The 24,063-nt window shown below is 62.2% G+C and carries 20 protein-coding genes, 1 pseudogene and 1 riboswitch; of the genes and pseudogenes, 19 read left to right on the top strand and 2 right to left on the bottom strand.

Features of this window, described 5'->3' with window-relative positions:
* From urtC to ACZ5WQ_RS17320, 5 genes are all read left to right on the top strand, one after another.
* Positions 1 to 1,113, top strand: a complete 1,113-nt coding sequence (urtC, locus tag ACZ5WQ_RS17340) for an urea ABC transporter permease subunit UrtC (RefSeq protein ID WP_373289814.1) — start codon at positions 1 to 3, stop codon at positions 1,111 to 1,113.
* A complete protein-coding gene (gene urtD, locus ACZ5WQ_RS17335; RefSeq protein ID WP_347427224.1) occupies positions 1,110 to 1,946 on the top strand; it encodes an urea ABC transporter ATP-binding protein UrtD in 837 nt (278 codons plus the stop codon). Before urtC ends, urtD begins: the two co-directional genes overlap by 4 nt.
* Positions 1,947 to 1,948: 2 nt before the next feature.
* Positions 1,949 to 2,644: an urea ABC transporter ATP-binding subunit UrtE gene (urtE, locus tag ACZ5WQ_RS17330; RefSeq protein ID WP_088274669.1), complete on the top strand. Its 696-nt coding sequence runs from the start codon at positions 1,949 to 1,951 to the stop codon at positions 2,642 to 2,644.
* Between the two features lie 373 nt (positions 2,645 to 3,017).
* Complete coding sequence (locus ACZ5WQ_RS17325) at positions 3,018 to 3,923, top strand: SDR family oxidoreductase (protein WP_096003905.1); 906 nt, start codon at positions 3,018 to 3,020, stop codon at positions 3,921 to 3,923.
* Positions 3,924 to 4,076: 153 nt separating this feature from the next.
* On the top strand, positions 4,077 to 4,841 hold the full coding sequence (locus ACZ5WQ_RS17320; RefSeq protein ID WP_464382757.1) for an HNH endonuclease: 765 nt from the start codon (positions 4,077 to 4,079) through the stop codon (positions 4,839 to 4,841).
* A gap of 13 nt (positions 4,842 to 4,854) precedes the next feature.
* Here the strand turns inward: ACZ5WQ_RS17320 and ACZ5WQ_RS17315 are convergent, their stop codons facing one another.
* Both ACZ5WQ_RS17315 and ACZ5WQ_RS17310 read right to left on the bottom strand, forming a co-directional pair.
* Positions 4,855 to 5,604, bottom strand: coding sequence for a hypothetical protein (locus ACZ5WQ_RS17315; protein ID WP_464382756.1), 750 nt, complete (start codon positions 5,602 to 5,604; stop codon positions 4,855 to 4,857).
* Between the two features lie 199 nt (positions 5,605 to 5,803).
* A complete protein-coding gene (locus ACZ5WQ_RS17310; protein WP_088274661.1) occupies positions 5,804 to 6,967 on the bottom strand; it encodes a type III PLP-dependent enzyme in 1,164 nt (387 codons plus the stop codon).
* 489 nt (positions 6,968 to 7,456) lie between these two features.
* On the opposite strand from ACZ5WQ_RS17310, the gene ACZ5WQ_RS17305 reads away from it, so the two are divergent.
* The 14 genes and pseudogenes from ACZ5WQ_RS17305 to ACZ5WQ_RS17240 all read left to right on the top strand — a co-directional run bounded on the left by ACZ5WQ_RS17305 (position 7,457) and on the right by ACZ5WQ_RS17240 (position 24,017).
* On the top strand, positions 7,457 to 8,293 hold the full coding sequence (locus ACZ5WQ_RS17305; RefSeq protein WP_335598638.1) for a MotA/TolQ/ExbB proton channel family protein: 837 nt from the start codon (positions 7,457 to 7,459) through the stop codon (positions 8,291 to 8,293).
* On the top strand, positions 8,283 to 8,678 hold the full coding sequence (locus ACZ5WQ_RS17300; RefSeq protein ID WP_464382755.1) for an ExbD/TolR family protein: 396 nt from the start codon (positions 8,283 to 8,285) through the stop codon (positions 8,676 to 8,678). Before ACZ5WQ_RS17305 ends, ACZ5WQ_RS17300 begins: the two co-directional genes overlap by 11 nt.
* A complete protein-coding gene (locus tag ACZ5WQ_RS17295) occupies positions 8,675 to 9,103 on the top strand; it encodes an ExbD/TolR family protein (RefSeq protein ID WP_464382754.1) in 429 nt (142 codons plus the stop codon). Before ACZ5WQ_RS17300 ends, ACZ5WQ_RS17295 begins: the two co-directional genes overlap by 4 nt.
* Entirely contained in the window at positions 9,100 to 9,849 is a 750-nt protein-coding gene (locus ACZ5WQ_RS17290) for an energy transducer TonB (RefSeq protein WP_464382753.1), read from the top strand. Before ACZ5WQ_RS17295 ends, ACZ5WQ_RS17290 begins: the two co-directional genes overlap by 4 nt.
* A 147-nt stretch (positions 9,850 to 9,996) precedes the next feature.
* On the top strand, positions 9,997 to 12,243 hold the full coding sequence (locus tag ACZ5WQ_RS17285) for a TonB-dependent receptor (RefSeq protein ID WP_464382752.1): 2,247 nt from the start codon (positions 9,997 to 9,999) through the stop codon (positions 12,241 to 12,243).
* Between the two features lie 72 nt (positions 12,244 to 12,315).
* Positions 12,316 to 12,999: a Fe2+-dependent dioxygenase gene (locus ACZ5WQ_RS17280; protein ID WP_464382751.1), complete on the top strand. Its 684-nt coding sequence runs from the start codon at positions 12,316 to 12,318 to the stop codon at positions 12,997 to 12,999.
* A 13-nt stretch (positions 13,000 to 13,012) separates the two neighbouring features.
* Complete coding sequence (locus ACZ5WQ_RS17275; RefSeq protein ID WP_464382750.1) at positions 13,013 to 14,128, top strand: alpha-hydroxy acid oxidase; 1,116 nt, start codon at positions 13,013 to 13,015, stop codon at positions 14,126 to 14,128.
* Between the two features lie 235 nt (positions 14,129 to 14,363).
* Positions 14,364 to 14,464, top strand: a riboswitch (guanidine-I (ykkC/yxkD leader).
* 53 nt (positions 14,465 to 14,517) lie between these two features.
* The gene (locus ACZ5WQ_RS17270) at positions 14,518 to 15,561 is read left to right on the top strand and encodes a putative urea ABC transporter substrate-binding protein (RefSeq protein WP_464382749.1); all 1,044 of its coding nucleotides are present in this window, start codon (positions 14,518 to 14,520) and stop codon (positions 15,559 to 15,561) included.
* Between the two features lie 46 nt (positions 15,562 to 15,607).
* Positions 15,608 to 16,426, top strand: coding sequence for an ABC transporter permease (locus tag ACZ5WQ_RS17265; protein ID WP_464382748.1), 819 nt, complete (start codon positions 15,608 to 15,610; stop codon positions 16,424 to 16,426).
* Positions 16,426 to 17,207 (top strand): annotated as a pseudogene (locus ACZ5WQ_RS17260) (ABC transporter ATP-binding protein). The gene ACZ5WQ_RS17265 and the pseudogene ACZ5WQ_RS17260 overlap by 1 nt, the downstream one beginning before the upstream one ends.
* 26 nt (positions 17,208 to 17,233) lie before the next feature.
* On the top strand, positions 17,234 to 17,950 hold the full coding sequence (locus tag ACZ5WQ_RS17255) for an urea amidolyase associated protein UAAP1 (RefSeq protein ID WP_464382747.1): 717 nt from the start codon (positions 17,234 to 17,236) through the stop codon (positions 17,948 to 17,950).
* Between the two features lie 11 nt (positions 17,951 to 17,961).
* Positions 17,962 to 18,600 (top strand): urea amidolyase associated protein UAAP2, encoded by a 639-nt coding sequence (locus ACZ5WQ_RS17250; protein WP_464382746.1) that lies wholly within the window; start codon positions 17,962 to 17,964, stop codon positions 18,598 to 18,600.
* A 223-nt stretch (positions 18,601 to 18,823) separates the two neighbouring features.
* Entirely contained in the window at positions 18,824 to 22,438 is a 3,615-nt protein-coding gene (uca, locus tag ACZ5WQ_RS17245) for an urea carboxylase (RefSeq protein ID WP_464382745.1), read from the top strand.
* 148 nt (positions 22,439 to 22,586) lie between these two features.
* The gene (locus ACZ5WQ_RS17240; protein ID WP_464382744.1) at positions 22,587 to 24,017 is read left to right on the top strand and encodes an alanine/glycine:cation symporter family protein; all 1,431 of its coding nucleotides are present in this window, start codon (positions 22,587 to 22,589) and stop codon (positions 24,015 to 24,017) included.
* Positions 24,018 to 24,063 lie beyond the last annotated feature (46 nt).

Genomic DNA, 24,063 nt, shown 5'->3' with positions numbered 1-24,063 from the left:
TTGAACGAGGGAAGTATGCTTACCCAACGACTGTTACTCAGTGATCGGGGCGGAATGCTGGTGCTGGGCCTGGTGCTGCTCACCACCATCATCGTGCCGATTCTCAACCTGGCGGTGCCGACCGACTCACCGCTGTACGTTTCCAACTTTACCGTCGGCCTGCTCGGCAAGTTCCTGTGCTTTGCCCTGCTGGCCCTCTCGGTCGACCTGATCTGGGGCTACGCCGGCATCCTGTCGCTCGGCCACGGCGCCTTCTTCAGCCTGGGCGGCTACGCCATGGGCATGTACCTGATGCGTCAGATCGGCGACCGTGGCGTCTACGGCCACCCCGAGCTGATGGACTTCATGGTGGTGCTCAACTGGGACAAGCTGCCCTGGTACTGGCAGGGCTTCGACATGTTCTGGTTCGCCATGCTGATGGTGCTGCTGGTGCCGGGTCTGCTGGCCCTGGTATTCGGCTGGCTGGCGTTCCGCTCACGGGTGACCGGCGTCTACTTCGCCATCATCACCCAGGCGCTGACCTACGCCCTGATGCTCGCCTTCTTCCGTAACGAGATGGGCTTTGGCGGCAACAACGGCCTGAACGACTTCAAGGAAATCCTCGGCTTTGATCTGGCGGCCAAGACCACCCGCGTCGGGCTGTTCGTCGCCTCCTCGATTGCCCTGATCCTCGGCTACATGGCCTGCCGCTACATCGTTACCTCACGCATGGGCCGGGTCATCATCGCCATCCGTGATGCCGAAAGCCGCACCCGCTTCAGCGGCTATCAGGTCGAAAGCTACAAACTCTGGCTGTTTGTCTTCTCCGCCATGCTGGCGGCGGTGGCCGGCGCGCTCTATGTGCCGCAGGTCGGCATCATCAACCCGGGCGAATTCTCCCCGCTCAACTCCATCGAAATGGTGGTCTGGGTCGCAACCGGCGGCCGTGGAACCCTGTTCGGCGCCATCGTCGGCGCGTTCAGCGTCAACTACGCCAAGACCTTCTTCACCACCTTTTCACCGGAAACCTGGCTGTTCATCCTCGGCGGTCTGTTCGTACTGGTAACCCTGCTGCTGCCCAAGGGCATCGTGGGCCTGTTCGACCGCTTCAGCCGCAAGGGAGACAAACAATGAACCCGCTTGAACAACTGCGCGAAACCTGGCGCCGCGATCAAGTCTTTGACTTCGTCCAGCCCGCGCCGGACTTCTCCGCCAGGGTCGACACCACCCACGGCCCGATCCTCTACGTGGAAGACGTCAGCGTCAGCTTTGACGGCTTCAAGGCACTGAACAACCTGAACCTGTACATCGATGACGGTGAGCTGCGCTGCATCATCGGCCCCAACGGCGCCGGCAAGACCACCATGATGGACGTCATCACCGGCAAGACCCGCCCCGACACCGGCAGCGTCTGGTTCGGCCAGCGCATGAACCTGCTGAAACTGTCCGAGCACGAGATCGCCCGCGGCGGCATCGGCCGCAAGTTCCAGAAGCCGACAATCTTCGAGGCGCTCTCGGTGTTCGAGAATCTGGAACTGGCCACCGCCTCCAACAAGCACGTCTGGTACACGCTGAATAAAAGCCTGACCGGCGAACAGCTCGACCGCATCGACGAGGTGCTCAAGCTGATCGGCCTGAAGGAACAGTTCCGCATGGAAGCCGGCGCCCTCTCCCACGGCCAAAAGCAATGGCTGGAGATCGGCATGTTGCTGATGCAGAACCCGCGGGTGCTGCTGGTCGACGAACCGGTCGCCGGCATGACCGGTGAAGAGGTCGAACACACCGCCGAGCTGCTGACCTCGCTGGCTGGCCGTCACTCGGTCATCGTGGTAGAGCACGACATGGCGTTCGTGCGCTCCATCGCCCGCAAGGTCACCGTGCTGCACCAAGGCTCGGTGCTGGCCGAAGGCACCATGGATCAGGTGCAGAATGACCCGCGCGTGGTCGAAGTCTACTTGGGGGAATGACCATGCTCAGCATTCAAGGTATCAACCAGTTCTACAACCAGAGCCACATCCTCTGGGACCTCGACCTGGAGCTGAAAGAAGGCAGCTGCAGCTGCCTGCTCGGCCGTAACGGCGTCGGCAAGACCACCCTGCTCAAATGCATCACCGGCCTGCTGCCAGTGAAAAGCGGGCAGATCAGCCTGATGGGCCGCGACATCACCAAGCTCTCGACCGAAAACCGCGCCCGCTCCGGGATCGGTTACGTGCCGCAGGGGCGGGAAATCTTTCCGCTGCTGACGGTGGAAGAGAACCTGAAAATCTCCCTCGGCGCACGCCCCGACCGCGCCCGGCAGATTCCTGCGCATATCTACGAACTGTTCCCGGTACTCAAGGAAATGAAACACCGCCGTGGCGGCGACCTGTCCGGTGGTCAGCAGCAGCAACTGGCGATTGGCCGCGCGCTGGTGCTCGACCCCAAGCTGCTGATTCTCGATGAGCCGACCGAGGGCATCCAGCCCAACATCGTGCGCGACATCAGCGACGTCATCCGCAAGCTCAACACCGAGCTGGGGCTGACCGTGCTGCTGGTCGAGCAGAAGCTGCCGTTCGCCCGCCGGGCGGCGGAAAGTTTCTTCATCATGGAACGCGGGCGCATGGTCGCCAACGGCCCGATGACTGAGCTGAACGACGATCTGATCCAGCGCTATCTGACCGTCTGACTCCACCACCGTGCGCAATCCGGCCACGGCATGCCGTGGCCCTTGTATGTTGACTGTGGTCCCTGTGACCATGGTCCCCGACTGATCATCGGGCGGCAGGTGGCCCACCCAACCAGCTAACGCAGCCCTCTAAATAGGTTCCTGGCATACCGTATACGGTGATACGTCACCTGGCCCGCGCCCACGACAAACATCACCACCTTCCACCGTAGGGCCACGACATGTCGTGGCCGCTGCCCCCGCAATACACCCAACACCGCCGCCAGCCCCATTTATAAGCCACTATTCACCACTGCCCCACCCCTTGCCATGTTCAAACAACTGTTCGACACTGGCTGCCTTTTTCAACCCGTACAAACCAAGGGGACACCCCATGAGCGATATCCGTTTTGACGACAAAGTCGTCATCGTAACCGGTGCTGGCGGCGGTATTGGCCGCGCCCACGCCCTGCTGTTCGCCAAGCACGGTGCCAAAGTCGTCGTTAACGATCTGGGTGGCAGCACCAACGGCGAAGGCGCCAACAGCGAAGCCGCGCTCAAGGTTGTCGAAGAGATCAAAGCCGCTGGCGGTACCGCCATCGCCAACCCGGACAACGTCATCAACGGTGACCGTATCGTCGAGTGCGCGATGGACAACTTCGGTCGCATCGACATCGTCGTCAACAACGCCGGCATCCTGCGCGACAAGAGCTTCGCCAAGATGACCGATGCCGACTGGGACCTGATCTACAAAGTCCACGTCGAAGGCGCCTACAAGACTACCAAGGCCGCCTGGGACCACATGAAGAACAACAACTTCGGTCGCATTATCTTCACCTCGTCCACCTCCGGCATCTACGGCAACTTCGGTCAGGCCAACTACGGCATGGCCAAGCTGGGTCTGTACGGTTTCACCCGTACCCTGGCGATCGAAGGCCGCAAGAACAACATCTTCGTCAACGCCATTGCCCCGACTGGCGGCACTCGCATGACCGAAGGCCTGTTCCCGGAAGGCGCATTCGAAAAGCTGAAGCCTGAACTGGTCAGCCCGCTGGTTGCCTACCTGTGCTCCGAAGAGTGCAAGGAAACCGGCAGCCTGTTCGAAGTCGGCGGCGGCTGGATGGGCAAGGTACGCTGGGAGCGCTCCCTGGGTATCGGCTTCAACCCCGACGAAGGCTTCACCCCGGAAGACGTCGCCGCCAACTTCGAACAGCTGTGCAGCTTCGAAGGCGCCGTTCACCCGAAAGACAACATCGAAGCCCTGCGTGAGCTGATGGCCAACATCCAGAAGTTTGCCTAACGGCTACTTCTGGAGCGGCAAGCTTTAAGCCTCAAGCTGCAAGCTAGAAGCAACAGCGCTGCCCGATGTTAAAAAGCCCGCCCCTGGGTTCAGGGACGGGCTTTTTGTTTGTATTGCGGTAGGATGCTCACTACCCACACACAAGGAGGTTGTATGGCAAAGCGCTGGACTCAGGACGAGTTGCTCGTCGCGCTCGGCTTGTATTGCCAACTGCCATTTGGCCAGTTTCACCGTCGCCAGCCGCTGATTATTCAGGCCGCCAAGTCGTTGCAACGCACGCCGGACTCGCTGGCAATGAAGCTGAGCAATCTGGCTAGTCTCGACCCCCAAATAACCGGCACTGGCCGAAAGGGCCTACCTGGAGCGTCAGAGCTTGATCGTCAGATGTGGCAAACCTTTACCAGTGACACATCCACGCTAATGCCACTAGCAGAACAAGCCCTGGCTTCTGCGCTTGGTACAGAGACAACCAAAGAGCCTGAAGAACCAGCCTCTTATCAAGAGTCTGATCATTTCGCTAGAACCAAAGTCCGCAAGGGCCAACAGCTATTTCGTGCAGCAGTTCTATCGGCCTACAACAATAGCTGCTGTATCACAGGACTGAGCGATGACCGCTTCCTGATCGCCAGTCATATTCGCCCATGGCGCATCGACATCCAAAACCGGCTAAACCCAAGTCACGGGCTGTGCTTAAGCCTGATGTTCGACAAGGCTTTCGACAGCGGGCTTATCACGTTTTCCGACGACTACCGACTCCTCCTATCGAATGAACTGCGTGACCAACAACGCAATGCGTATATGGCCGCTACCTTCTTCGCTCACCAAGGGGCCGTCTTGCAGCTTCCAAGTAAGTTCTCACCCGACGCGACCCTCCTAACGTGGCATCGCGAACATTGCTTCGTAGGTGAGCCACTCTGAGACACAACCATCATTAGCCACGCGCTACAGCCCGCCTGGCACCTCGACGCTTCAACGCCGCCACAATCGCTCTCCCCGGCCACACCGAGCGCCACGTCATCACAAACGCCCCGTACAAGGTGAGTGACCGCTTGCCGTCGGCATCGATTTCGGGTTTGACCAGGCCCTTATCCAACAGCGCATCAGACTCTTCGCGCAGGAAGGCGGTGATTTCGGCGAAGCCTTGCTCCGCCTGATAATCAACTGGCTGTAAATCGCCCTTCAGACGCTGCCGCAACTGCGCATGCAACGACAGCAGCTGCTCAACGACCAGCACTTCGGGGAACTGGAAGCTCTGCTTGATGGGAAGCGGCGGATAGGCTTCAGGGCGGTTGCCATTGAGAACATTCAACCAGCGGCCATCGGCGAATTTCTGCGAAAACTCGCAGTAGGTGAGATCCGGCTGATTAGTGGCGCTGATGCCGACGACCGTTCCCGCCAACTTCAGGTGCTCGTGCCAGTAGACGCGGAAGTAGGTGTCGGTGTGGCTGTCGTGCAACGACGAATTGCCCACGACCATGAACCCGGCATCTATCATCTGCTCGTCAAAATAGGGGACGCCCTCGGTGCAACGCTCGAAAAACTCGTCGTCGCCGACCAATTCAAACTGGACGATGGTGGGGATTTTCTGGGTGCGCCAGACGATGAAGGGTCCGACGATGTTCATAAACAACGGCCCAATCAGCACCAGTCCGACCAGCCCCCAAAACGCGATCTCAAGCATACGAATCCCTATATGCGGTTTGTGTGTCCTGCCCGGACTGTAACAAACCAGAGAGCAACCCGTGACCTGCTGCCCACCATTCCAGCTGACGGCATATTGAAACTGCGACCTGTGCCCCATAAACAAAAACCCCGCGCCGTTGCCGACGCGGGGTTTTCACTTGCAGCTTGACGCTTACAGCTTGCGGCTGCTCTCAGCTTCAGACATAGATCGCTTCCAGCGGCGGGAAGCCGTTGAACTCGATGGCGCTGTAGCTGGTGGTGTAGGCACCGGTGGACAGCCAGTAGAGGCGGTCACCGATGGCCAGGTTCAGCGGCAGGCCGTATTTGTAGTGCTCGTACATGATGTCGGCACTGTCGCAGGTCGGGCCGGCGATGACGGCTTCTTCCAGCTCGCCCTGCTTTTCGGTCCACAGCGGGAACTTGATGGATTCGTCCATGGTTTCGATCAGGCCGGAGAACTTGCCCACGTCGGTGTACACCCAGCGCTCCAGCGCGGTATGCGACTTGCGTGACACCAGCACCACTTCGCTGACCAGAATACCGGCGTTGGCGATCAGCGAACGGCCCGGTTCGAGGATGATTTCCGGCAGCTCGTCACCAAAGTCTTCCTGCAGGAAGCGGGTGATTTCTTCCGCGTAGGTCTGCAGGGTGTTGGTCTTGGTGATGTAGTTGGCCGGGAAGCCGCCGCCCATGTTGATCATCTTCAGGACAATATTGTCCTCTTCCTTCAGGCGCTCGAAGATCACCTTGACCTTGGCGATGGCAGCATCCCAGGCGCCGATGTCGCGCTGCTGGGAACCCACGTGGAAGGAGATGCCGTAGGGCTCCAGGCCCAGTTCCTTGGCCAGCACCAGCAGGTCCATCGCCATGTCGGTCTGGCAACCGAACTTGCGCGACAGCGGCCAGTCGGCGGTGGTGGAGCCTTCGGTCAGAATGCGGACATAGATTTTCGAGCCCGGTGCGGCCTTGGCGATGTTGCGCAGGTCGGCTTCGGAATCAGTGGCGTACAGGCGTACGCCCTTTTCGTAGAAGGCGCGAATGTGACGCGCTTTCTTGATGGTGTTACCGAAGCTGATCTGCTCCGGCTTGACGCCCAGCGCCAGCACCTTCTCCAGCTCATAGATGGAGGCGATGTCGAAGTTCGAGCCCTTGTCGCGCAGCAGCGAGAGCACTTCGTTGGCGGGGTTGGCTTTTACGGCGTAGTAGACCTTGGCGAACGGAAAGCCGTCGACCAACTCGTCGTAGGCACGGTCAATGGTTTTCAGATCAACGACCAGGAAGGGGGTTTCACGCTGGTCAGCGGCGGCCTTCAGACGGCTGAAGGTGTCACGATCGAAGTAGTCGTCAAGTTTGATGGACATGGCGTCGGCTCCAAAGCATTAAGTTCGGGTGACGGACCGCGTGGGGACGAAAAGAGGATCAGATATGCAGGGCAGAGGTGCACACGCACGCCCCGCTCAATTGAGCAGGCACTTGCAGTACGCCTTCCGACGGAAGCGACTCTGAACGCTTTCAGCCAACACACAACCCGGGGGTGCGAACGTCTGATCAGTATCCCCACTTTGGTTCGCCTACTTCCCAAGGCGTGCGCCGAAAGCAATAAGCCCGCTCTGTTCCGCGGTCTTGCTGTCTCGTCGTCAGTACTTGAGCCGTATGGATCGTGCCAGCCTCAACGTTCGGAGCGAACCTTAAAACCAAGCGACCCGGCGGTCAATAGCAGGCGACCATTTATCTGGGACAACGCTATTGCCCGGATGCTCCCGGGCACATTCTGCTCGCGTTGAATTTGTTGCAAGAAGTAATGAGAACACCTATCATTTGCGCCTCAATTTTCTCTCCGGAGACCTCCAGTGACAGTAGAAGCCACCACGCCAACCGCAATCGAACCCGCCGCCGCCCCTCTTGGCACCGCCGTTCCCGATGCTGCCATCGACGCATCAGCGGCTACCGTCGCTGCTGATCCCGCTCTGACCTCCGCCCCCCTGGATGCCAGTCTGAACGCGGCTGTTGACAATGTTGAGACAGCCACCACCCTGCTGGACACCCTGCGCGAGTGGTTGATCGTCGGTGGCCCTGTGGTCTGGATTCTGCTGGGCATGTCGGTTGCTGCCCTGAGCATCCTGCTGATCAAACTGTGGCAGTTCTATATGCCAGCGCCAGAGGGTACCCGCGCCGTGCGTCGCAGCCTGGCGCTCTGGCACCAGGGCAAGGCCGACGATGCCATTGCCCAACTCAATACCCGTCAGGCCGTGCCGGCGGTTCTGCTGCTGGCCATGCGCGGCAAGCGCAGCGGCACCGACCAGCAGCTGCTGCGCGAGGAACTGGAACGTGTCGCCAGCTTCCGCCTTAACCAGCTCAAGCTGCTGCTGCGCCCGCTTGAGGTGATCGCCAACCTGGCGCCGCTGCTGGGTCTGCTGGGTACGGTTCTGGGCATGATTGTCGCGTTCCAGAACATGGAAGCCGCTGGTAGCCGGGTTGACCCGTCAGTGCTGTCCGGTGGTATCTGGCAGGCGCTGCTGACCACTGCGGTGGGTCTGGCGGTTGCCATCCCGGTGGTCGCGGTGCACAGCTGGATGGAGCGCCGCGTCGAGCGCATCGCCGCCAGTCTGAACGACGCCGTTACCCAGGTGTTCACCCACCAGCCCAAGCCCCCGGTCGCCAGCGGAAAAGTCGCCAATGCAGCTTGAAGCCTTTCCGGGCAAGAAGCGTCGCGGCATCAGCCTGACACCGCTCATTGATGTGGTGTTCATTCTGCTGCTGTTCTTCATGCTCTCGTCCAACTTCATGCACTGGCGGCAGATCACCCTGTCGTCGGCGGAGCAGTCCGAGCGGACGCCGGACAAGATTGAAGTGGTGCGCGTGGAGTCCGACGCGGGCCGTGTTACCCATGCCGGCAAAAGCTATCAGCTGCAGGACCTGACAGCGCTGAGCGCCCTGGTGGCAGCAAACCCCGAGGCGGTCTTCGCTGTTGAAGCCGCGCCCGAGGTCAAGACCCAGACGCTGGTGTCGCTGCTCGATCAACTGCACCGCGCCGGTGCCAAGAAAGTTTCCATGACCGGAGTGCTGCCATGAAGCTGGTTGCCGAAAACAGCACCCGCAAGGACAACGGTGATGATCAGCTGATCCCGCTGATCAACATCGTGTTCCTGATGCTGATCTTCTTCATGGTCGCCGGTCAGATCAGCCAGTCGGACGCCACCTTTGTGTCGCCGCCCGAATCCATTGCCGAAGCGCCGATTGACGACGACGCACTGCAGATTCTGATCGACGCCGAGCTGACCATCTGGCTCAACGACCAGCCGATCACGCTGGAGGAGCTGGAAGCGCCGCTGATTACCGCCTTTGAGCAGGTGGAAGACCCGGAAAGCTTCACCCTGGCCGTCAAGGCCGATGGCGAGGTCCCGGTCGAGAACCTGCAGGCGCTGCTGCTGCGTATCAAGGCTGCCGGTTTCCGCCGCGTCACCCTGCTGACCCAACCCGGCGAGGCGTTGCCATGATCCGTGCACATCACTGGATTGGCGCCGTTCTGCTCGCTGCTCTCGCACACATTGCCGTATTCGCCCTGCTGGCCTTCAACCCGCCCAAGGGCACCGCCGCAGCGCAGGGTGAAATGGGCATCGAGATTGATCTGGGCATGCTGGGTGATCTGGGCGAAGCCCAGGAAACCGAGCAGCCGAAGGAAGTCGCGCCCCCCAAGCCGACACCTCCGCCGCCGCCACCGGAACCAGCGCCGGAACCGCCGCGCCAGCAGGCACAGGCGCGCGTGCAGGCCAAACCCAAGCCGCGCCCGGAACCGCCGCGCGAGCAGGTCGAAGCGCCCCAGCCCACCCCTGAGCCTGCACCGGCTGCGCCTGCCGTCGAGACCGGTCAGAGCGACGCCAATCAGGCGCAGCTCAAGCAGTCTACCGGAGTAGGCAATGCAGCTACCGCTGGCGGCATGGGCGGCGCGTCAACCGACTACAAGGCCAAGGTGGCAGCGAGTCTGGCCCGCAACAAGCGTTACCCCCATGCGTCGCGTCGTCGCCGCGAGGAAGGCGTCGCGATTCTGAGTTTTACCATCCATCGCGATGGTTCGGTGACAGGGGCCCAGGTCCGCGAAAGCTCCGGCTTTGCGCGGCTGGATCAGGCGGTACTGAAGATGCTGGAAGACGCCTCACCGTTCCCGCCATTCAGCGAGGACATGACCGAAGAGCAGATGACCCTGCGTATTCCGGTCGACTTCAAGGTGGTGAACAGCCGCTGAAGCGCGCACCAAAGAGCAACAGCAGTGCCTGAAAGGAAAAACCGCAACGCGGCGTTAAACCCGGTGTTTTCAGTCAACGGACGCATTCCAGAGAAGAACGCGACGTCGCCAACGCGAAAACACCATTGGAACCAGGAAAAAGAGAGCATGAGCAACAAAACCACCAACGCTGCTGCCCTGCCGGGTAGCGACCTCAGCATGCGCAAGATTGCTTCCCCGCACAGTCTGGTCGCCACCTCGCTGGCACTGGCCATCTCCGGCGGCATCGCCAACCCGCTATACGCCGAGGAAGTCAGCCTCGACACCCTGCACGTTGAAGACACCGGCATTCAGGCCGACGCCAACCCCTACGCTGAAGAGGCTGCACCGTACAAGGCCCGCACCCTGTCTGACAGCCGTCGCACCCGCGACATCGCAGACACGCCGCAGACCATGACCGTGATCACCCGCAGCGCCATCGAAGACTCGGGCAAGACCGAACTCAAAGACATTCTCAGCGCCCAGCCCGGCATTACCCTGGGCACCGGTGAAGGCGGAAACTCCTTCGGCGACCGCTACATCATCCGCGGCTACGAGGCCCGCAGCGACATCTACACCGACGGTCTGCGTGACCCTGGCCTGATTACCCGCGAGACCTTCGCGCTGGAGCAGGTCGAAATCGCCAAGGGCCCGAGCTCGACCTTCGCTGGTCGCGGCTCCACCGGCGGCGCGGTCAACAGCGTAACCAAGAAAGCCAACCTGTGGGATGACTTCACCACCGTTGAAGGTGGCCTGGGTACCGACGACTTCGAGCGTTATACCCTGGATACCAACCGCGTCCTGACCGACGACCTGGCCATCCGCTTCAACGGCCTGTACACCGAAGCCGAAGTGCCTGACCGCGGCCCGGCTGAAAAGCGCCGCACCGGCGCGCTGATCTCCGGTATCTATCAGCCGCTCGACGAGTTCAAGGTCCTGGCTGACTACTACTACGCGCGCAGCGATGACCGTACCGATCCGGGCACCTTCATGACCAATGGCAAGCCGGACGATGATGGCAAGTATGTCGGCCAGAGCGGTCTGGACTTCCAGCGCACCGGTGCGGACATTTTCACTCTGGGCTTCGAATGGGAGCTGGGTGACGGCCTCAAGCTGGAGAACAAGAGCCGTATCGGTTCGACCGAGAACAGCTACATCATTTCCGCCTACAGCTCGCGCAGCGGCGGCACCCGCGCCTTTACCGGCTGGCAGGAAAACGACTACATCGGCAACCAGACCAACCTCACCATCGACAAGATGTGGGGCGAGGTGCGTCATACGCTGGTTACCGGCATGGAGTTTGCCAACGAGCAGACCGATGCAGGCGGCTACAGTGTCACCCCGAGCAGCGTACCGGTTAACCCCTACAACCCGGATAACAGCGCCTGGAGCGGCACCACCAGCCGCGGAGATGCGGTCACCAAGCTGGAACTGGAAACCGTCTCGGCCTATGTGATGGATACCATCACGCTGAACGAGGATTGGGAGATCTTCGGTGGCGTGCGCTATGACCGCTTCGACTACTTCATGGACAAGGCCGAGAGCACCGGCCGCGGCGGCGTGATCATTCCTGCTGCTACCTACAAGTACAACGACGCATTCTGGAACGGCCACATGGGCGTGGTGTACTCGCCCTGGGAGCACGGTAACGTCTACCTGAGCTGGAGCACCTCCTCCAACATCAACGGCGGTGAGGCCGATGCCGGCACCAACTGCGGTTACGGCGGCATCTGCACCGACGACGCCGGCAACTACGCCAATGCCGAGCCGGAGCAGTCCACCAACTGGGAACTGGGCACCAAGTGGAACCTGCTGGATCACCGTCTGTTGCTGACTGCAGCAGTATTCCAGACCACCAAGGAAGACGTCATCGAAGGCGGCAACGACTCCTATCAGAGCGGCGGCAGCCTGAATACCGGCGAAAACCGTGTGCACGGTATCGAGCTGGGTCTGGCCGGCAACATCACCGACCGCCTGAGCGGCCAGATCGGTGCAGCCGTGATGAACTCCGAGACCCTGGAGTCATTTGACCCGGCCAACGAAGGTCTGCCCAAGGCCAACTTCGCCGAGAAGAGTGCCAACGCCCAGCTGCGCTATCAACTGACGCCGGCCTTCGCCTTCGGCGGCACCATGACCTACTCCAGCGAAATCTTTGGTGGCCAGCCGGACACCGGCGCCAACGGCAACATCGTGCTGGACGGCTATACCGTCTACGACCTGTTTGCCAGCTACAAGGTCAACGAAAATCTGGACCTGCGCGCCAACCTGCAGAACCTGTTCAACGAAGAGTATTACACTGCGGTGTACCGTGGTGGCAGCATCGTGTACAAGGGTGACGCACGCAACGCTCAGCTGACTGCCCGCTACAAGTTCTGATGCGGCAACGTTGAGCACGACGACAGCGGCGGGGTTACCCCCGCCGCTGTTCCGTTTCCGAGGGAGACTTTTATGATCATCGTCATTCCCGGTGTTTTCAGCCCGACCGAAGTGGAGCGCATACGCGGCCATCTGGACACCGCCGACTGGCAGGATGGCAACGCCACAGCCGGTGCTCAGGCGCAACAGGTCAAGCAAAACCAGCAGCTGCCACTCGACAGCCAGCTGACCCGCCAACTGGGCGAGATCATCCTGTCCACGCTCGGCAAACACCCGACCTTTATATCTGCGGCATTGCCGCTGAAGATTTTCCCGCCGATGTTCAATCGTTACCGCACCGGCGAAACCTACGGCCTGCATGTGGACAACGCGATTCGCTACGCACCCGGCAGCCCGACTCCGATCCGCACTGACCTGTCCGCCACCCTGTTCCTCTGCAGCCCGCAGGAGTACGCAGGCGGTGAACTGGTCATCGAGGACAACTTCGGCAGCCAGCGCATCAAGCTGGAGGCCGGCGATCTGGTGCTGTACCCGTCCACCAGCCTGCATACAGTGACTCCGGTAAGCTCCGGGGCGCGCACTTGCGCGGTGTTCTGGCTGCAGAGCATGGTGCGCAGCAATCAGCAGCGCGAAACCCTGTTCGAACTGGACCAAAGCGTTCAGGCGCTGACCGCCGAGCTGGGCCCCAGCCACGCCGAGGTCGTGCGCCTGTCCGGCGTCTATCACAACCTGATTCGCCAGTGGGCGGACACCTGAGCGAGATGCCCTGATGAGCCTGCCAGACCACACCCCGCTGCGCGCACCCCTTGCAGCAATTCCGCGTGACCTGGTCAGCGTCGCCGACTACGCCCGCTACGCGCCCGGGTTCATCGCTCCGCCCGTGCTTGAGTACATCGCCGGCGGTGGCGCGGATGAAGTCACGCTCAAACGTAACCGTCAGAAGCTGGATGAGCTGATGATCCTGCCGCGGCCGCTGGTCGACTGCACCCGCGGCGGCACGCACACCACGGTGCTGGGAGAGGCGTTGCGCCATCCGCTGCTACTGGCTCCGGTTGCCTTCCAGCGGCTGGTGCATCCGGATGGCGAACTGGCCACCGCCACCGCCGCCAGCGTGCTGGAAACCGGCATGGTGGTCAGCACGCTGGCCAGCCAGCCGCTGGAAGACATCGCCACGCGGCTGGAAAGCCCGCGCTGGTTTCAGCTGTACATGCAGCAGAGCCGCGACTTCACCCTGAGTCTGGTCCGCCGCGCCGAGGCGGCCGGTTTCACTCAACTGATGGTCACCGTCGACGCACCGCTGCACGGCATCCGCAACCGCGCCCAACGCGCCGGCTACCAGCTGCCGGCAGACATCGAAGCGGTCAACCTGGCAGGCCGCCCGCCGCTGCCAAGCGCCAGCTTCGATCCCAGCCAGAGCATTGTCTTCCAGGGCATGATGAGTGAGGTACCAACCTGGGACGACATTGCCTGGCTGCAGCAGCAAACGCGTCTGCCGATCACCCTCAAGGGCCTGCTGCACCCGGCTGATGTGAGGCGCGCGCAGGACATGGGACTGGCCGGTGCGGTGATCTCCAACCACGGCGGCCGCACGCTGGACTGCGTGCCCAGCGCTATCGAGATGCTGCCGCGCATCCGTGAGGCGGTCGGTCCGGACTTCTGCCTGCTGCTGGACGGCGCCATCGAACGCGGCACGGATGTCTTCAAGGCCATAGCGCTGGGCGCCAACGCCGTGCTGATCGGCCGTCCGCAACTCTACGCGCTGGCCGTCGCCGGCCCGCTTGGCGTAGCGCACATGCTGCGGGTGCTGCGTGAGGAGCTGGAAGTGACCATGGCATTGGCAGGCACACCGACTATTGCCGATATTACCCCTGACGCCCTGATCTAGGACGCCAGCCAGAGCAGGGCATGCCCCATTGCTGTGCCCTCTCCTGCCGACCCGCATTACGCACTGCTGTTGCGCACCAAAACAGAGCGGCGCACCACGAGTGCGCACCCCTCTCCATGCACCGTCCTGGTGCCCAGCCCCAAGTGCCCGTATTCCGGGGCTTTGCCCATTCTGGTCTGCATATTGCTTTGAACTGAGCGTTCGCACTCCGCACGACCGCGCGACACACAATTTGCAAATAGAGCGCTAGGGTTCCGGCCGCTGTAGCGGTGACTGGTCCGAGAGCACTCGACCTTTCAGACAAAGGTTACACGGCGGGATAAAAGCCCGGGAGACGATTGGCACCACTGCCAGGAGTGCTCTACGTGACATTGACTGAGAGGTTTCCGATGAAAAGATTCTCCGCCCTGCTGCTCAGCTCCCTGCTGCTGTCGACCACAGCCCAGGCCCAGGACAGCTTCAAGGTCTGCTGGTCGATCTACGCCGGCTGGATGCCCTGGGCCTACGGCGCCGAAAGCGGCATCGTCAAGAAATGGGCCGACAAGTACGACATCAACATTGATGTGGTGCAGATCAACGATTACATCGAGTCCATCAACCAGTACACCGTGGGCGAGTTCGACGCCTGCACCATGACCAACATGGATGCGCTGACCATTCCGGCCGCCGGCGGCGTCGACAGCACTGCACTGATCGTCGGCGACTTCTCCAACGGCAACGACGGCATCATCCTCAAGGGCGAAAGCGAACTGGCCGCTATCAAGGGCCAGAACGTCAATCTGGTCGAGCTGAGCGTGTCCCACTACCTGCTGGCCCGCGCACTGGACTCGGTAGGTCTCAGCGAAGCCGATGTGCAGGTGGTCAACACCTCGGACGCCGACATGGTCGCGATCTACGGCACCGACGATGTCACCTCGGTCGCGACCTGGAACCCGCTGCTGAGCGAAATCAGCGAGCAACCCAGCAGCACCGTGGTGTTCAACTCGGCGCAGATTCCGGGCGAAATCATCGACCTGCTGGTAATCAATACCGAGACATTGAATGCCCATCCGGAACTGGGCAAGGCCCTGACCGGTGCCTGGTACGAAATCATGGCGACCATGAGCAGCGACAGCGAACAGGGTGTTGCCGCCCGCAGCTACATGGCTGAAGCCTCCGGCACCGATCTGGCCGGTTACGAAGCCCAGCTCGCCGCGACCAGGATGTTCTACACCCCGGCCGCCGCACTGGAGCTGACCAACAGTGCGCAGCTCAAACAAACCATGCAGTACGTCGCCGAGTTCTCCTTCGACCACGGCCTGCTGGGTGAAGGCGCACCGGATGCCGGTTTCATCGGCGTGCAGATGCCCGCCGGCGACTACGGCGACAACAGCAACCTGAAGCTGCGCTTTGACCCGACCTACATGCAGATGGCTGCCGATGGCGCGCTCTGAGCCCTGAAACACACCGGGCGCGGCTGCGCGCCCCAGCGGGATGCATATGAAGCGACTGATCAATCTCACACCACCACCGGCCAGCCGGCTGTTCCTTGGCCTGCTGCCGTTCGCGCTGCTGTTGCTGCTGTATGTGATTGCATCGGACGCACGGCTGGCCGAGAACGCCAACGACAAGCTGCTGCCGGCGTTCAGCCAGATGGGGGAAGCCATTGACCGCATGGCGCTGGAGCCGAGCAAGCGCACCGGTGAATACCTGTTCTGGCAGGACACCGCCAGCAGCCTCAAGCGCCTTGGACTCGGCGTGCTGATCGCCGCCGCCATCGGCCTGGCGCTGGGGCTGTTTACCGGCGCCCTGCCACTGGTACACGCTGGGGTCAGCCCGCTGCTGACGGTGGTGTCGCTGATACCGCCGCTGGCGATTCTGCCGGTGCTGTTCATTCTGTTCGGCCTCGGTGAAGCCTCCAAGGTGATCCTGATCGCCATCGGTATCACCCCGTTCATCGCCCGCGACCTTCAGCGCCGCACCCAGGAAATCCCCAGCGAGCAACTGGTCAAGGCGCAGACTCTGGGCGCCAACACCAGCCAGATCATGGTCCGCGTGCTGCTGCCGCAACTGATGCCGAAACTGATCGACGCCGTGCGTCTGTCGCTGGGCGCGGGCTGGCTGTTCCTGATCGCTGCCGAAGCCATCGCCGCAACCGACGGTCTGGGCTACCGCATCTTCCTGGTCCGCCGCTACATGTCGATGGACGTGATCCTGCCGTATGTCGCCTGGATCACCCTGCTGGCCTTCCTCTTCGACTGGCTGCTGGCGACCCTGTCGCGCCGCCTGTTCCCGTGGAACGTCCAAGGAGCCCACTGATGATTGAAGTCAAGAACGTTGGCAAGAGCTACGACGGCAACCCGGTGCTAGAGCGGATGAACGTCACCGTTCAAGAGGGCGAGTTTGTCACCCTGGTCGGCGCCTCCGGCTGCGGCAAGAGCACCTTTCTGAAGATGCTGCTGGGCACCGAATCACCCACCAGCGGTGAGCTGTTGCTCGACGGCAAGCCGATTGCCGATGAGCCCGGCCCGGATCGCGGCATCGTGTTCCAGCAGTACTCGGTTTTCCCGCACATGACCGTGCTGGAGAACGTCATGGCGGCCGTCGGCTTTGCCCAACGCGGGCTGACCGGTTACCTGTTCGGCAGCAAGCGCAAGCAGGCCCGCCTGGATGCCGAAGCCATCCTCACCGAAGTCGGCCTTGGCCACGCGCTGAAGAAGTACCCGCATGAGCTGTCCGGCGGCATGAAACAGCGTCTGGCGATTGCCCAGGCGCTGCTCGGCAAGCCGCGCATCCTGCTGCTGGACGAACCCTTTGGCGCACTCGATCCGGGCATCCGCGCCGACATGCATGAACTGGTGCTGCGCCTCTGGCAGGAACACAAGCTGACCATCTTCATGGTCACCCACGACATCAAGGAAGGCTCCACCTCGGCACCCGCCTGTGGGTGTTCGACAAGCTGCGACATGACCCGCACGCACCGCAAGCCTACGGCGCCACCATTACCTACGACCTGCCGATCGACCATAGCGCCCGGCAGCCAGCGCCGCAGACCACCGAACAAACCATTGCCCCGCTGCTGGCCGAAGCCGCCAGCTGAGCCACCGAATCACGGAGACAAGGCAGATGACACTGACCACCTATACCACCGAAGTCGCCGGCGCCAGCCACTGGTCCCTGCGCGTGCGCAAGGGCACCCTGATGCGCCTGACCGACCTCTCTGGCGATGCCAACGTCGGCATGCTGTTCTACAACCCGGAAAACCTGCTGGAGCGTTACAACGCGCCAGACACCCTCAAGTGCCAACACACCTTCAAACTGACCCGCGGCAATTGCCTGTACTCCGACATGGGCCGCATCTTCGCCTCCATCGTCGAAGACGATCTGGGCTGGCACGAAAGCGTCTGCGGCAACAGCAACGCCGCGCAGGTGGCCGAGCGCTGGGGCGCGCGTGACTACCAGAACGCCCGCAACGAATGGCACCAGAACGGCTACGACGCCTTCCTGGTCGAGCTGGCCAAGTACGGACTGGGCCGCGCCGATATGGCCGCCAACCTGAACCTGTTCAGCAAGATCGCCACCGACGACGAAGGCCGCATGCAACTGGTCTCCGGCCACAGCAAAGCGGGCAGCCAGGTCGCCCTGCGCTTCGAGATGGACACGCTGGTGCTGCTGCATACCTGCCCGCACCCGCTCAGCAGCGCTGAAAGCTATCCCTACACGCCGGTGCGCATCGAGCTGAGCCAGGCTGCGCCGGTCAGTGATGACGACTTCTGCCGCAACTTCCGCCCGGAAAACCAGCGCGGCTTCCAGAACAACGCCCTGTACCACCTGGGCAAGTAAGCGAGGACACCATGATCAAGCACAGCTCCCGCCTGCCCGAACAGGCCCTCTCCCGCACCACCATCGGCGCTGGCGATTACTACATCGGCATCGTCAAGGCCGGCCAGACCCTGCGCCTGCTCGACCTGGAAGGCAATCAGGCCGCCGACACCCTGTTTTTCAGCGCCGCCAACCCGGTTGAGCGCTACAGCGCCACCGACACCATCCGCGAACAGGGCAACGTTTACCTGACCGCCGGTTCGGTGATTCGCTCGAACGAAAACAACCCGATGCTGGAAATCGTCGCCGATACCTGCGGCCGTCACGACACGCTGGGCGGTGCCTGCGCGAGCGAAAGCAACACCGTGCGCTACGACCTGGAAAAGCGCTGCATGCACTCGTGCCGTGACAGCTGGATGCTGGCCGTAGCGGAAAACCCGCAATACGGCATCAGCAAGCGCGACATCACCCACAACATCAACTTCTTTATGAACGTCCCGGTGACCGCCGAAGGCGGCCTGACCTTTGAGGACGGCATCTCCGGCGCCGGTAAGTATGTCGAGCTGACCGCGCTGATGGACGTGGTGATCCTGATTTCCAACTGTCCGCAGCTGAACAACCCGTGCAACGGCTACAACCCGACGCCGGTAGAACTCCTCGTCTGGAACTGAGGGAACCACGGAGAAGCTGCCTGCGTTGCTGCTGCAGCGTTGAAACAGGCTCAAAAATGCTCATTTACCCACTTGTAAACTGCGCTTTTTTCGCCTGTTTCGCCTCGCATCAGCTGCCTCGCCAACGCTTCTCTGCGGTCCCTGTGAAACGTGACACAACATCTTCAGTGGACGACCACTGTCGTAAGAAGCAGCCTGGGACGGCCCGGCAAAGGCTAGCGACATGTTCAACAAGGTTCTGATCGCCAACCGTGGCGCCATCGCCACCCGCATCATCCGCACCCTGCGCAACCTGGGTATCGGCTCAGTCGCCGTCTACGCCGAATGCGACGCCGACAGCCTGCACGTGCGGCTCGCTGACGAGGCCTACAGCCTCGGCGAAGGCGCCGCCGCCGACACCTACCTGCAGGTCGACAAACTGCTGGCCATCGCCGCCGACACCGGCGCCCAGGCCATCCACCCCGGTTACGGCTTCCTCAGCGAGAACGCCAACTTCGTGCGCCGCTGCGAGGCCGCCGGTGTCGCCTTCATCGGCCCGACGCCCGAACAGATGCTGGCCTTTGGTCTCAAGCACCGCGCCCGCGAGCTGGCCGAGCAGGCCAATGTGCCGCTGCTGCCGGGCACCGATCTGCTGACCGATCTGACTGCTGCCAAAACCGAAGCGGCGCGCATCGGCTACCCGGTCATGCTCAAGAGCACGGCGGGCGGCGGCGGTATCGGCATGCAGCTGTGCCACAGCGAAGACGAACTGATCGGCGCCTTCGACAGCGTCAAGCGCCTCGGCGCCAGCAACTTTGCCGACGACGGCGTGTTCCTGGAAAAATTCATCGCCCGCGCCCGACATATCGAGGTGCAGGTGTTTGCTGACGGCAAGGGCAACGCGCTGGCACTCGGTGAGCGCGACTGCTCCAGCCAGCGCCGCAATCAGAAAGTGGTGGAAGAATGCCCGGCACCGAACCTGAGCGACGCGGTACGCAGCGAGCTACATGCCACCGCTGAAAAGCTGCTGTCCAGCGTCAGCTACCGCAACGCCGGCACCGTCGAGTTCATTTACGACGCCGACAGCCATCAGTTCTACTTCCTGGAAGTGAACACCCGCCTGCAGGTTGAACACGGCGTCACCGAGGAGGTGTTCGGCGTCGATCTGGTCGAGTGGATGGTGCGTCTGGCCGCTGGCGAAGAGCTGGAGCTGAACGCGCGCCGCGCCAACCTTGCACCCAAGGGCCACTCCATTCAGGTGCGACTGTACGCCGAAGATCCGTTCCGCGACTTCCAGCCCTGCGCAGGCCTGCTCAGCGAAGTGGCTTTCCCCTCCGGTGACGGCATCCGCATCGACCACTGGATCGAATCCGGTCTGGAAGTGCCGCCCTACTTCGACCCCATGCTGGCCAAGGTGATTGTCCACGCGGAGGACCGCGCTGCGGCGCTGACCAAACTGCAGAACACCCTGGACGCCACCCGCCTGTACGGCAGCGAAACGAACCTCGACTACCTGCGCGCGCTGACCCGCGACCCGGCGCTGCTGGCAGGCGAGGTCACCACCCGCTACCTCAACAGCTTCCGCTTCCAGCCGGCGCGCATCGACGTACTGGCTGGCGGCACCCAGACCACCATTCAGGACTTTCCGGGCCGCACCGGCAGCTGGGATGTCGGCGTGCCGCCGTCCGGCCCGTTCGACAGCTACGCCTTCCGCCTCGGCAACCGTCTGCTGAACAACCCGGCCGACGCCGCCGGGCTGGAAATCACCCTGCAAGGCCCGACCCTGCGCTTTGCTAGCGCCAGCCAGATCGTGCTGAGCGGCGCCGCAATTGACGCCAAGCTGGATGACCAGCCGATTGCCGCCTGGCAGGTCATCGACGTCGCCGCCGGTCAAACCCTGACCCTTGGCCGCATCAAGGACGCCGGTGCCCGTGCCTATCTGGCGGTGCTCGGCGGCCTGCAGTGCCCGGATTATCTGGGTTCCAAATCCACCTTCACCCTCGGTCAGTTCGGCGGCCACAACGGCCGCGCGCTGCGCACCGGTGACGTGCTGCACCTGAGCGCAGGTGTCAGCCCGGTTGCGCCTGCCGAAGTACCCGGCGAGCTGCGCCCGGCGATCAGCAATCAGTGGGAGCTGCGGGTGATCTACGGCCCGCACGGCGCGCCGGATTTCTTTACCGGCAAGGACATCGACAGCTTCTTCGCCACCGACTGGGAGATTCACTACAACTCCAGCCGCACCGGCGTGCGTCTGATCGGTCCGAAACCGGAATGGGCGCGCAAGGACGGCGGCGAAGCCGGTCTGCACCCGTCCAACATTCACGATAACGCCTACGCCTTCGGCACCGTCGATTTCACCGGCGACATGCCGGTGATCCTCGGCCCAGACGGCCCGTCACTGGGTGGTTTCGTCTGCCCGGCAACCGTCATCACCGCCGACCTGTGGAAGCTCGGCCAACTGCGCGCCGGCGATACCGTGCGCTTTGTACCGGTCAGCATCGAGCAGGCGGTCGCGCTGGAAGCGGCGCAGATCCAGCAGATCGACGCACTGGCCGCCACGCCAGTTGAATGGCAGCCGGTGCCAGTCGACAGCCCGATCCTCAAGCGCCTGCCCGCCGAGCAGTTCGGTGACGAGATCGCCTACCGCGCCGCTGGTGACCACTTCCTGCTGGTCGAATACGGCGAGCAGATGTTGGATATCCGCCTGCGTTTCCGCGCCCACGCGCTGATGCAGTGGCTGCAGCAGAACCCCGTGGCGGGTCTCCGTGAACTGACACCGGGCATCCGCTCGCTGCAAGTGCATTTCGACAGCCAGCAATTGAGCCATGACGCGCTGCTCGATCACCTGCTCAAGGCAGAACAGGCACTGTCGGAGCGCCTCAACGAGCTGGCCGTACCCTCGCGCATCGTGCATATCCCGCTGTCGTGGGATGACCAGGCCTGCCAGCTGGCGATCGAAAAATACACCCAGTCGGTGCGCAAGAATGCGCCCTGGTGCCCGAGCAATCTGGAGTTCATCCGCCGCATCAACGGGCTCGACAGCATCGACGACGTCAAGAAGGTGCTGTTCGAGGCGTCGTATCTGGTCATGGGCCTCGGCGACGTCTACCTCGGCGCGCCGGTGGCCACACCGACCGATCCGCGCCACCGTCTGGTCACCACCAAGTACAACCCGGCGCGCACCTGGACCGCCGAAAACTCGGTCGGCATCGGCGGCTCCTACCTCTGCGTCTACGGCATGGAAGGCCCCGGCGGTTATCAGTTCGTTGGCCGTACCCTGCAAATGTGGAACCGCTACCGCCAGACCCGCGAGTTCAGCAAGCCGTGGCTGCTGCGCTTCTTTGACCAGATCCGCTTTTATGAGGTCAGCCACGAGGAGCTGCAGCAGATTCGCCGCGACTTTCCGCAGGGCCGCTATCCGCTGCGCATCGAGGAAAGCCAGTTCAGCCTCGCCGAGCACGAAGCCTTCATCAACGACAACGCCGACGACATCGACGCCTTCAAGCAGCAGCGCAACGCGGCCTTCGCCGAAGAGCTGCGCCAGTGGCACGCCAACGGCCAGTTCAACTTCGAAAGCGAGGAGCTGGAAAGCAGCGACGAGGACGTCAGCTGGCCGGAAGACAGCGTCGGCGTCGACAGCCCGGTATCCGGCAGCCTGTGGCAGGCCGAGGTCAAGGTGGGCGACACGGTCAAGGCCGGGCAAACACTGCTGATTCTCGAATCGATGAAGATGGAGATTCCGCTGCAGGCGCCGTGCGACGGCGTGGTAACCCACGTGCTGCAGCAGCCCGGTGGCCGGGTACAGGCCGGTCAACCGCTGGTGGTGCTGCGCGACGAGGCATTGGAACAGATCGCCTGACGCAGGAAAACAGACGCTATCTGATGCTCTAAACGCATCAGATAGCGTCTTTTCGTATCAGTTTACAAACTCCCCAAGCGCGTACTCGCGCGTTTCAATGAGCCTCCCCAACCGACAATAAAATTCGGCTCACCGAAAGGAGTAGATCATGCTATCCGCCCTCAGCGACCTGCTGTGGAGCAAGGTTCTGATTGCCATGCTGGTCGGCATCGGAGTCTGGTTCACCATCGCCACCCGCTTCGTTCAGTTTCGTTACTTCGGCAAGATGTTCGGCATCCTGACCGCTAAGCACCACGAGGCGGATGGACGCCACCTCAGCTCCTTTCAAGCGTTGATCCTGTCGGTTGCCGGCCGCGTTGGCGGCGGTAATATCGCCGGCGTAGCAGTCGCCATCACCCTCGGCGGCCCCGGCGCCATCTTCTGGATGTGGGTTGTCGGCCTGATGGGCATGGCGACCAGCTTCATCGAATGTACCCTCGCCCAGCTGTACAAGACCGCCGAGCCAGACGGCGCCTACCGTGGCGGCCCGGCCCACTACATCGAACGCGGTCTGGGCCGTAACTGGAAGTGGCTGGCGATGGTTTACTCGGTGCTGCTGCTGGTGACCTTCGGTATCGGCTTTATCGCCCTGCAGTCCTACGCAGTCGCCACCTCGCTGCAGGATGCGTTCAGCATTCCGCTGTACTACAGCGGTATCGGTCTGGCACTGGTGGTTGGCCTGATCATCTTCGGCGGCGTCAAACGTATCGCTCAGGTCGCTGAGGTGCTGGTGCCGATCATGGCGGGCGGTTACCTGCTGATCGCGGTGGTGGTACTGGGTCTGAACTTCAGCGAGATTCCCGCGACCCTCAAGCTGATTGTGGAAAGCGCCTTCGGCATTGGCCCGGTGGTCGGCGGCGGTATCGGCGCGGCAATCCTGATGGGCGTCAAGCGCGGCCTGTTCTCCAACGAAGCGGGTCTCGGCAGCGCGCCCAACGTGGCGGCGGTGGCCTTCGTCCCGCACCCGGCCAATCAGGGTGTGGTGCAGTCGTTCTCGGTCTTCATCGACACCATCGTGCTGTGCACCTGCACCGCGCTGATCATTCTGATGGGCACCGCCTATGACCCGACGCTGGGCGACGCCAGTCAGGGCGTGGCCTTGACCCAGGCCTCGCTGGCAACCCATATCGGCGAATGGGGCCGTGTGTTCGTCAGCATTGCCATGCTGCTGTTCGGCTTCAGCACCGTGCTCTACAACTACTACCTCGGTGAGAACAGCGTCAGCTACCTGACCACCGGCCGCAGCAACGAGTTCGTCATGAACGGCTTTCGGGTGGTGGTGATCTGCCTGTGCTGTCTGGGCGCGATCATGGATCTGGGTACCGTATTCGGCTTCGCCGACCTGACCATGGGCCTGCTGGCACTGGTCAACCTGGTTGCCCTGACCCTGCTGTTCAAGACCGGCAAGCGCGTGCTCGCCGACTACGACCGACAGCTCAAGAGCGGCAACAAGACGCCGACCTTCCACGCTGAAGAGTACGCCGACCTGGATCTGGACCACGAGTCCTGGCCGGCCAGCCAGCGCAAAGACAACCACTGACCCCTGCCCCGAGCGCCGGATCCCCGGCGCTCCGTTTCCTCTGGAA

It is taken from the genome of Halopseudomonas sp. T1L2 (assembly GCF_055397385.1).
This window is presented reverse-complemented; position numbering and strand designations above follow the sequence as displayed.

Bases quoted from the DNA above. Each gene is read 5' to 3' on its own strand.
- urtD (WP_347427224.1), top strand. From the start codon at position 1,110: ATGAACCCGCTTGAACAACTGCGCGAAACCTGGCGCCGCGATCAAGTC.
- urtE (WP_088274669.1), top strand. From the start codon at position 1,949: ATGCTCAGCATTCAAGGTATCAACCAGTTCTACAACCAGAGCCACATC.
- ACZ5WQ_RS17325 (WP_096003905.1), top strand. From the start codon at position 3,018: ATGAGCGATATCCGTTTTGACGACAAAGTCGTCATCGTAACCGGTGCT.
- ACZ5WQ_RS17320 (WP_464382757.1), top strand. From the start codon at position 4,077: ATGGCAAAGCGCTGGACTCAGGACGAGTTGCTCGTCGCGCTCGGCTTG.
- ACZ5WQ_RS17315 (WP_464382756.1), bottom strand. From the start codon at position 5,604: ATGCTTGAGATCGCGTTTTGGGGGCTGGTCGGACTGGTGCTGATTGGG.
- ACZ5WQ_RS17310 (WP_088274661.1), bottom strand. From the start codon at position 6,967: ATGTCCATCAAACTTGACGACTACTTCGATCGTGACACCTTCAGCCGT.
- ACZ5WQ_RS17300 (WP_464382755.1), top strand. From the start codon at position 8,283: ATGCAGCTTGAAGCCTTTCCGGGCAAGAAGCGTCGCGGCATCAGCCTG.
- ACZ5WQ_RS17295 (WP_464382754.1), top strand. From the start codon at position 8,675: ATGAAGCTGGTTGCCGAAAACAGCACCCGCAAGGACAACGGTGATGAT.
- ACZ5WQ_RS17290 (WP_464382753.1), top strand. From the start codon at position 9,100: ATGATCCGTGCACATCACTGGATTGGCGCCGTTCTGCTCGCTGCTCTC.
- ACZ5WQ_RS17285 (WP_464382752.1), top strand. From the start codon at position 9,997: ATGAGCAACAAAACCACCAACGCTGCTGCCCTGCCGGGTAGCGACCTC.
- ACZ5WQ_RS17280 (WP_464382751.1), top strand. From the start codon at position 12,316: ATGATCATCGTCATTCCCGGTGTTTTCAGCCCGACCGAAGTGGAGCGC.
- ACZ5WQ_RS17275 (WP_464382750.1), top strand. From the start codon at position 13,013: ATGAGCCTGCCAGACCACACCCCGCTGCGCGCACCCCTTGCAGCAATT.
- ACZ5WQ_RS17270 (WP_464382749.1), top strand. From the start codon at position 14,518: ATGAAAAGATTCTCCGCCCTGCTGCTCAGCTCCCTGCTGCTGTCGACC.
- ACZ5WQ_RS17265 (WP_464382748.1), top strand. From the start codon at position 15,608: ATGAAGCGACTGATCAATCTCACACCACCACCGGCCAGCCGGCTGTTC.
- ACZ5WQ_RS17255 (WP_464382747.1), top strand. From the start codon at position 17,234: ATGACACTGACCACCTATACCACCGAAGTCGCCGGCGCCAGCCACTGG.
- ACZ5WQ_RS17250 (WP_464382746.1), top strand. From the start codon at position 17,962: ATGATCAAGCACAGCTCCCGCCTGCCCGAACAGGCCCTCTCCCGCACC.
- uca (WP_464382745.1), top strand. From the start codon at position 18,824: ATGTTCAACAAGGTTCTGATCGCCAACCGTGGCGCCATCGCCACCCGC.
- ACZ5WQ_RS17240 (WP_464382744.1), top strand. From the start codon at position 22,587: ATGCTATCCGCCCTCAGCGACCTGCTGTGGAGCAAGGTTCTGATTGCC.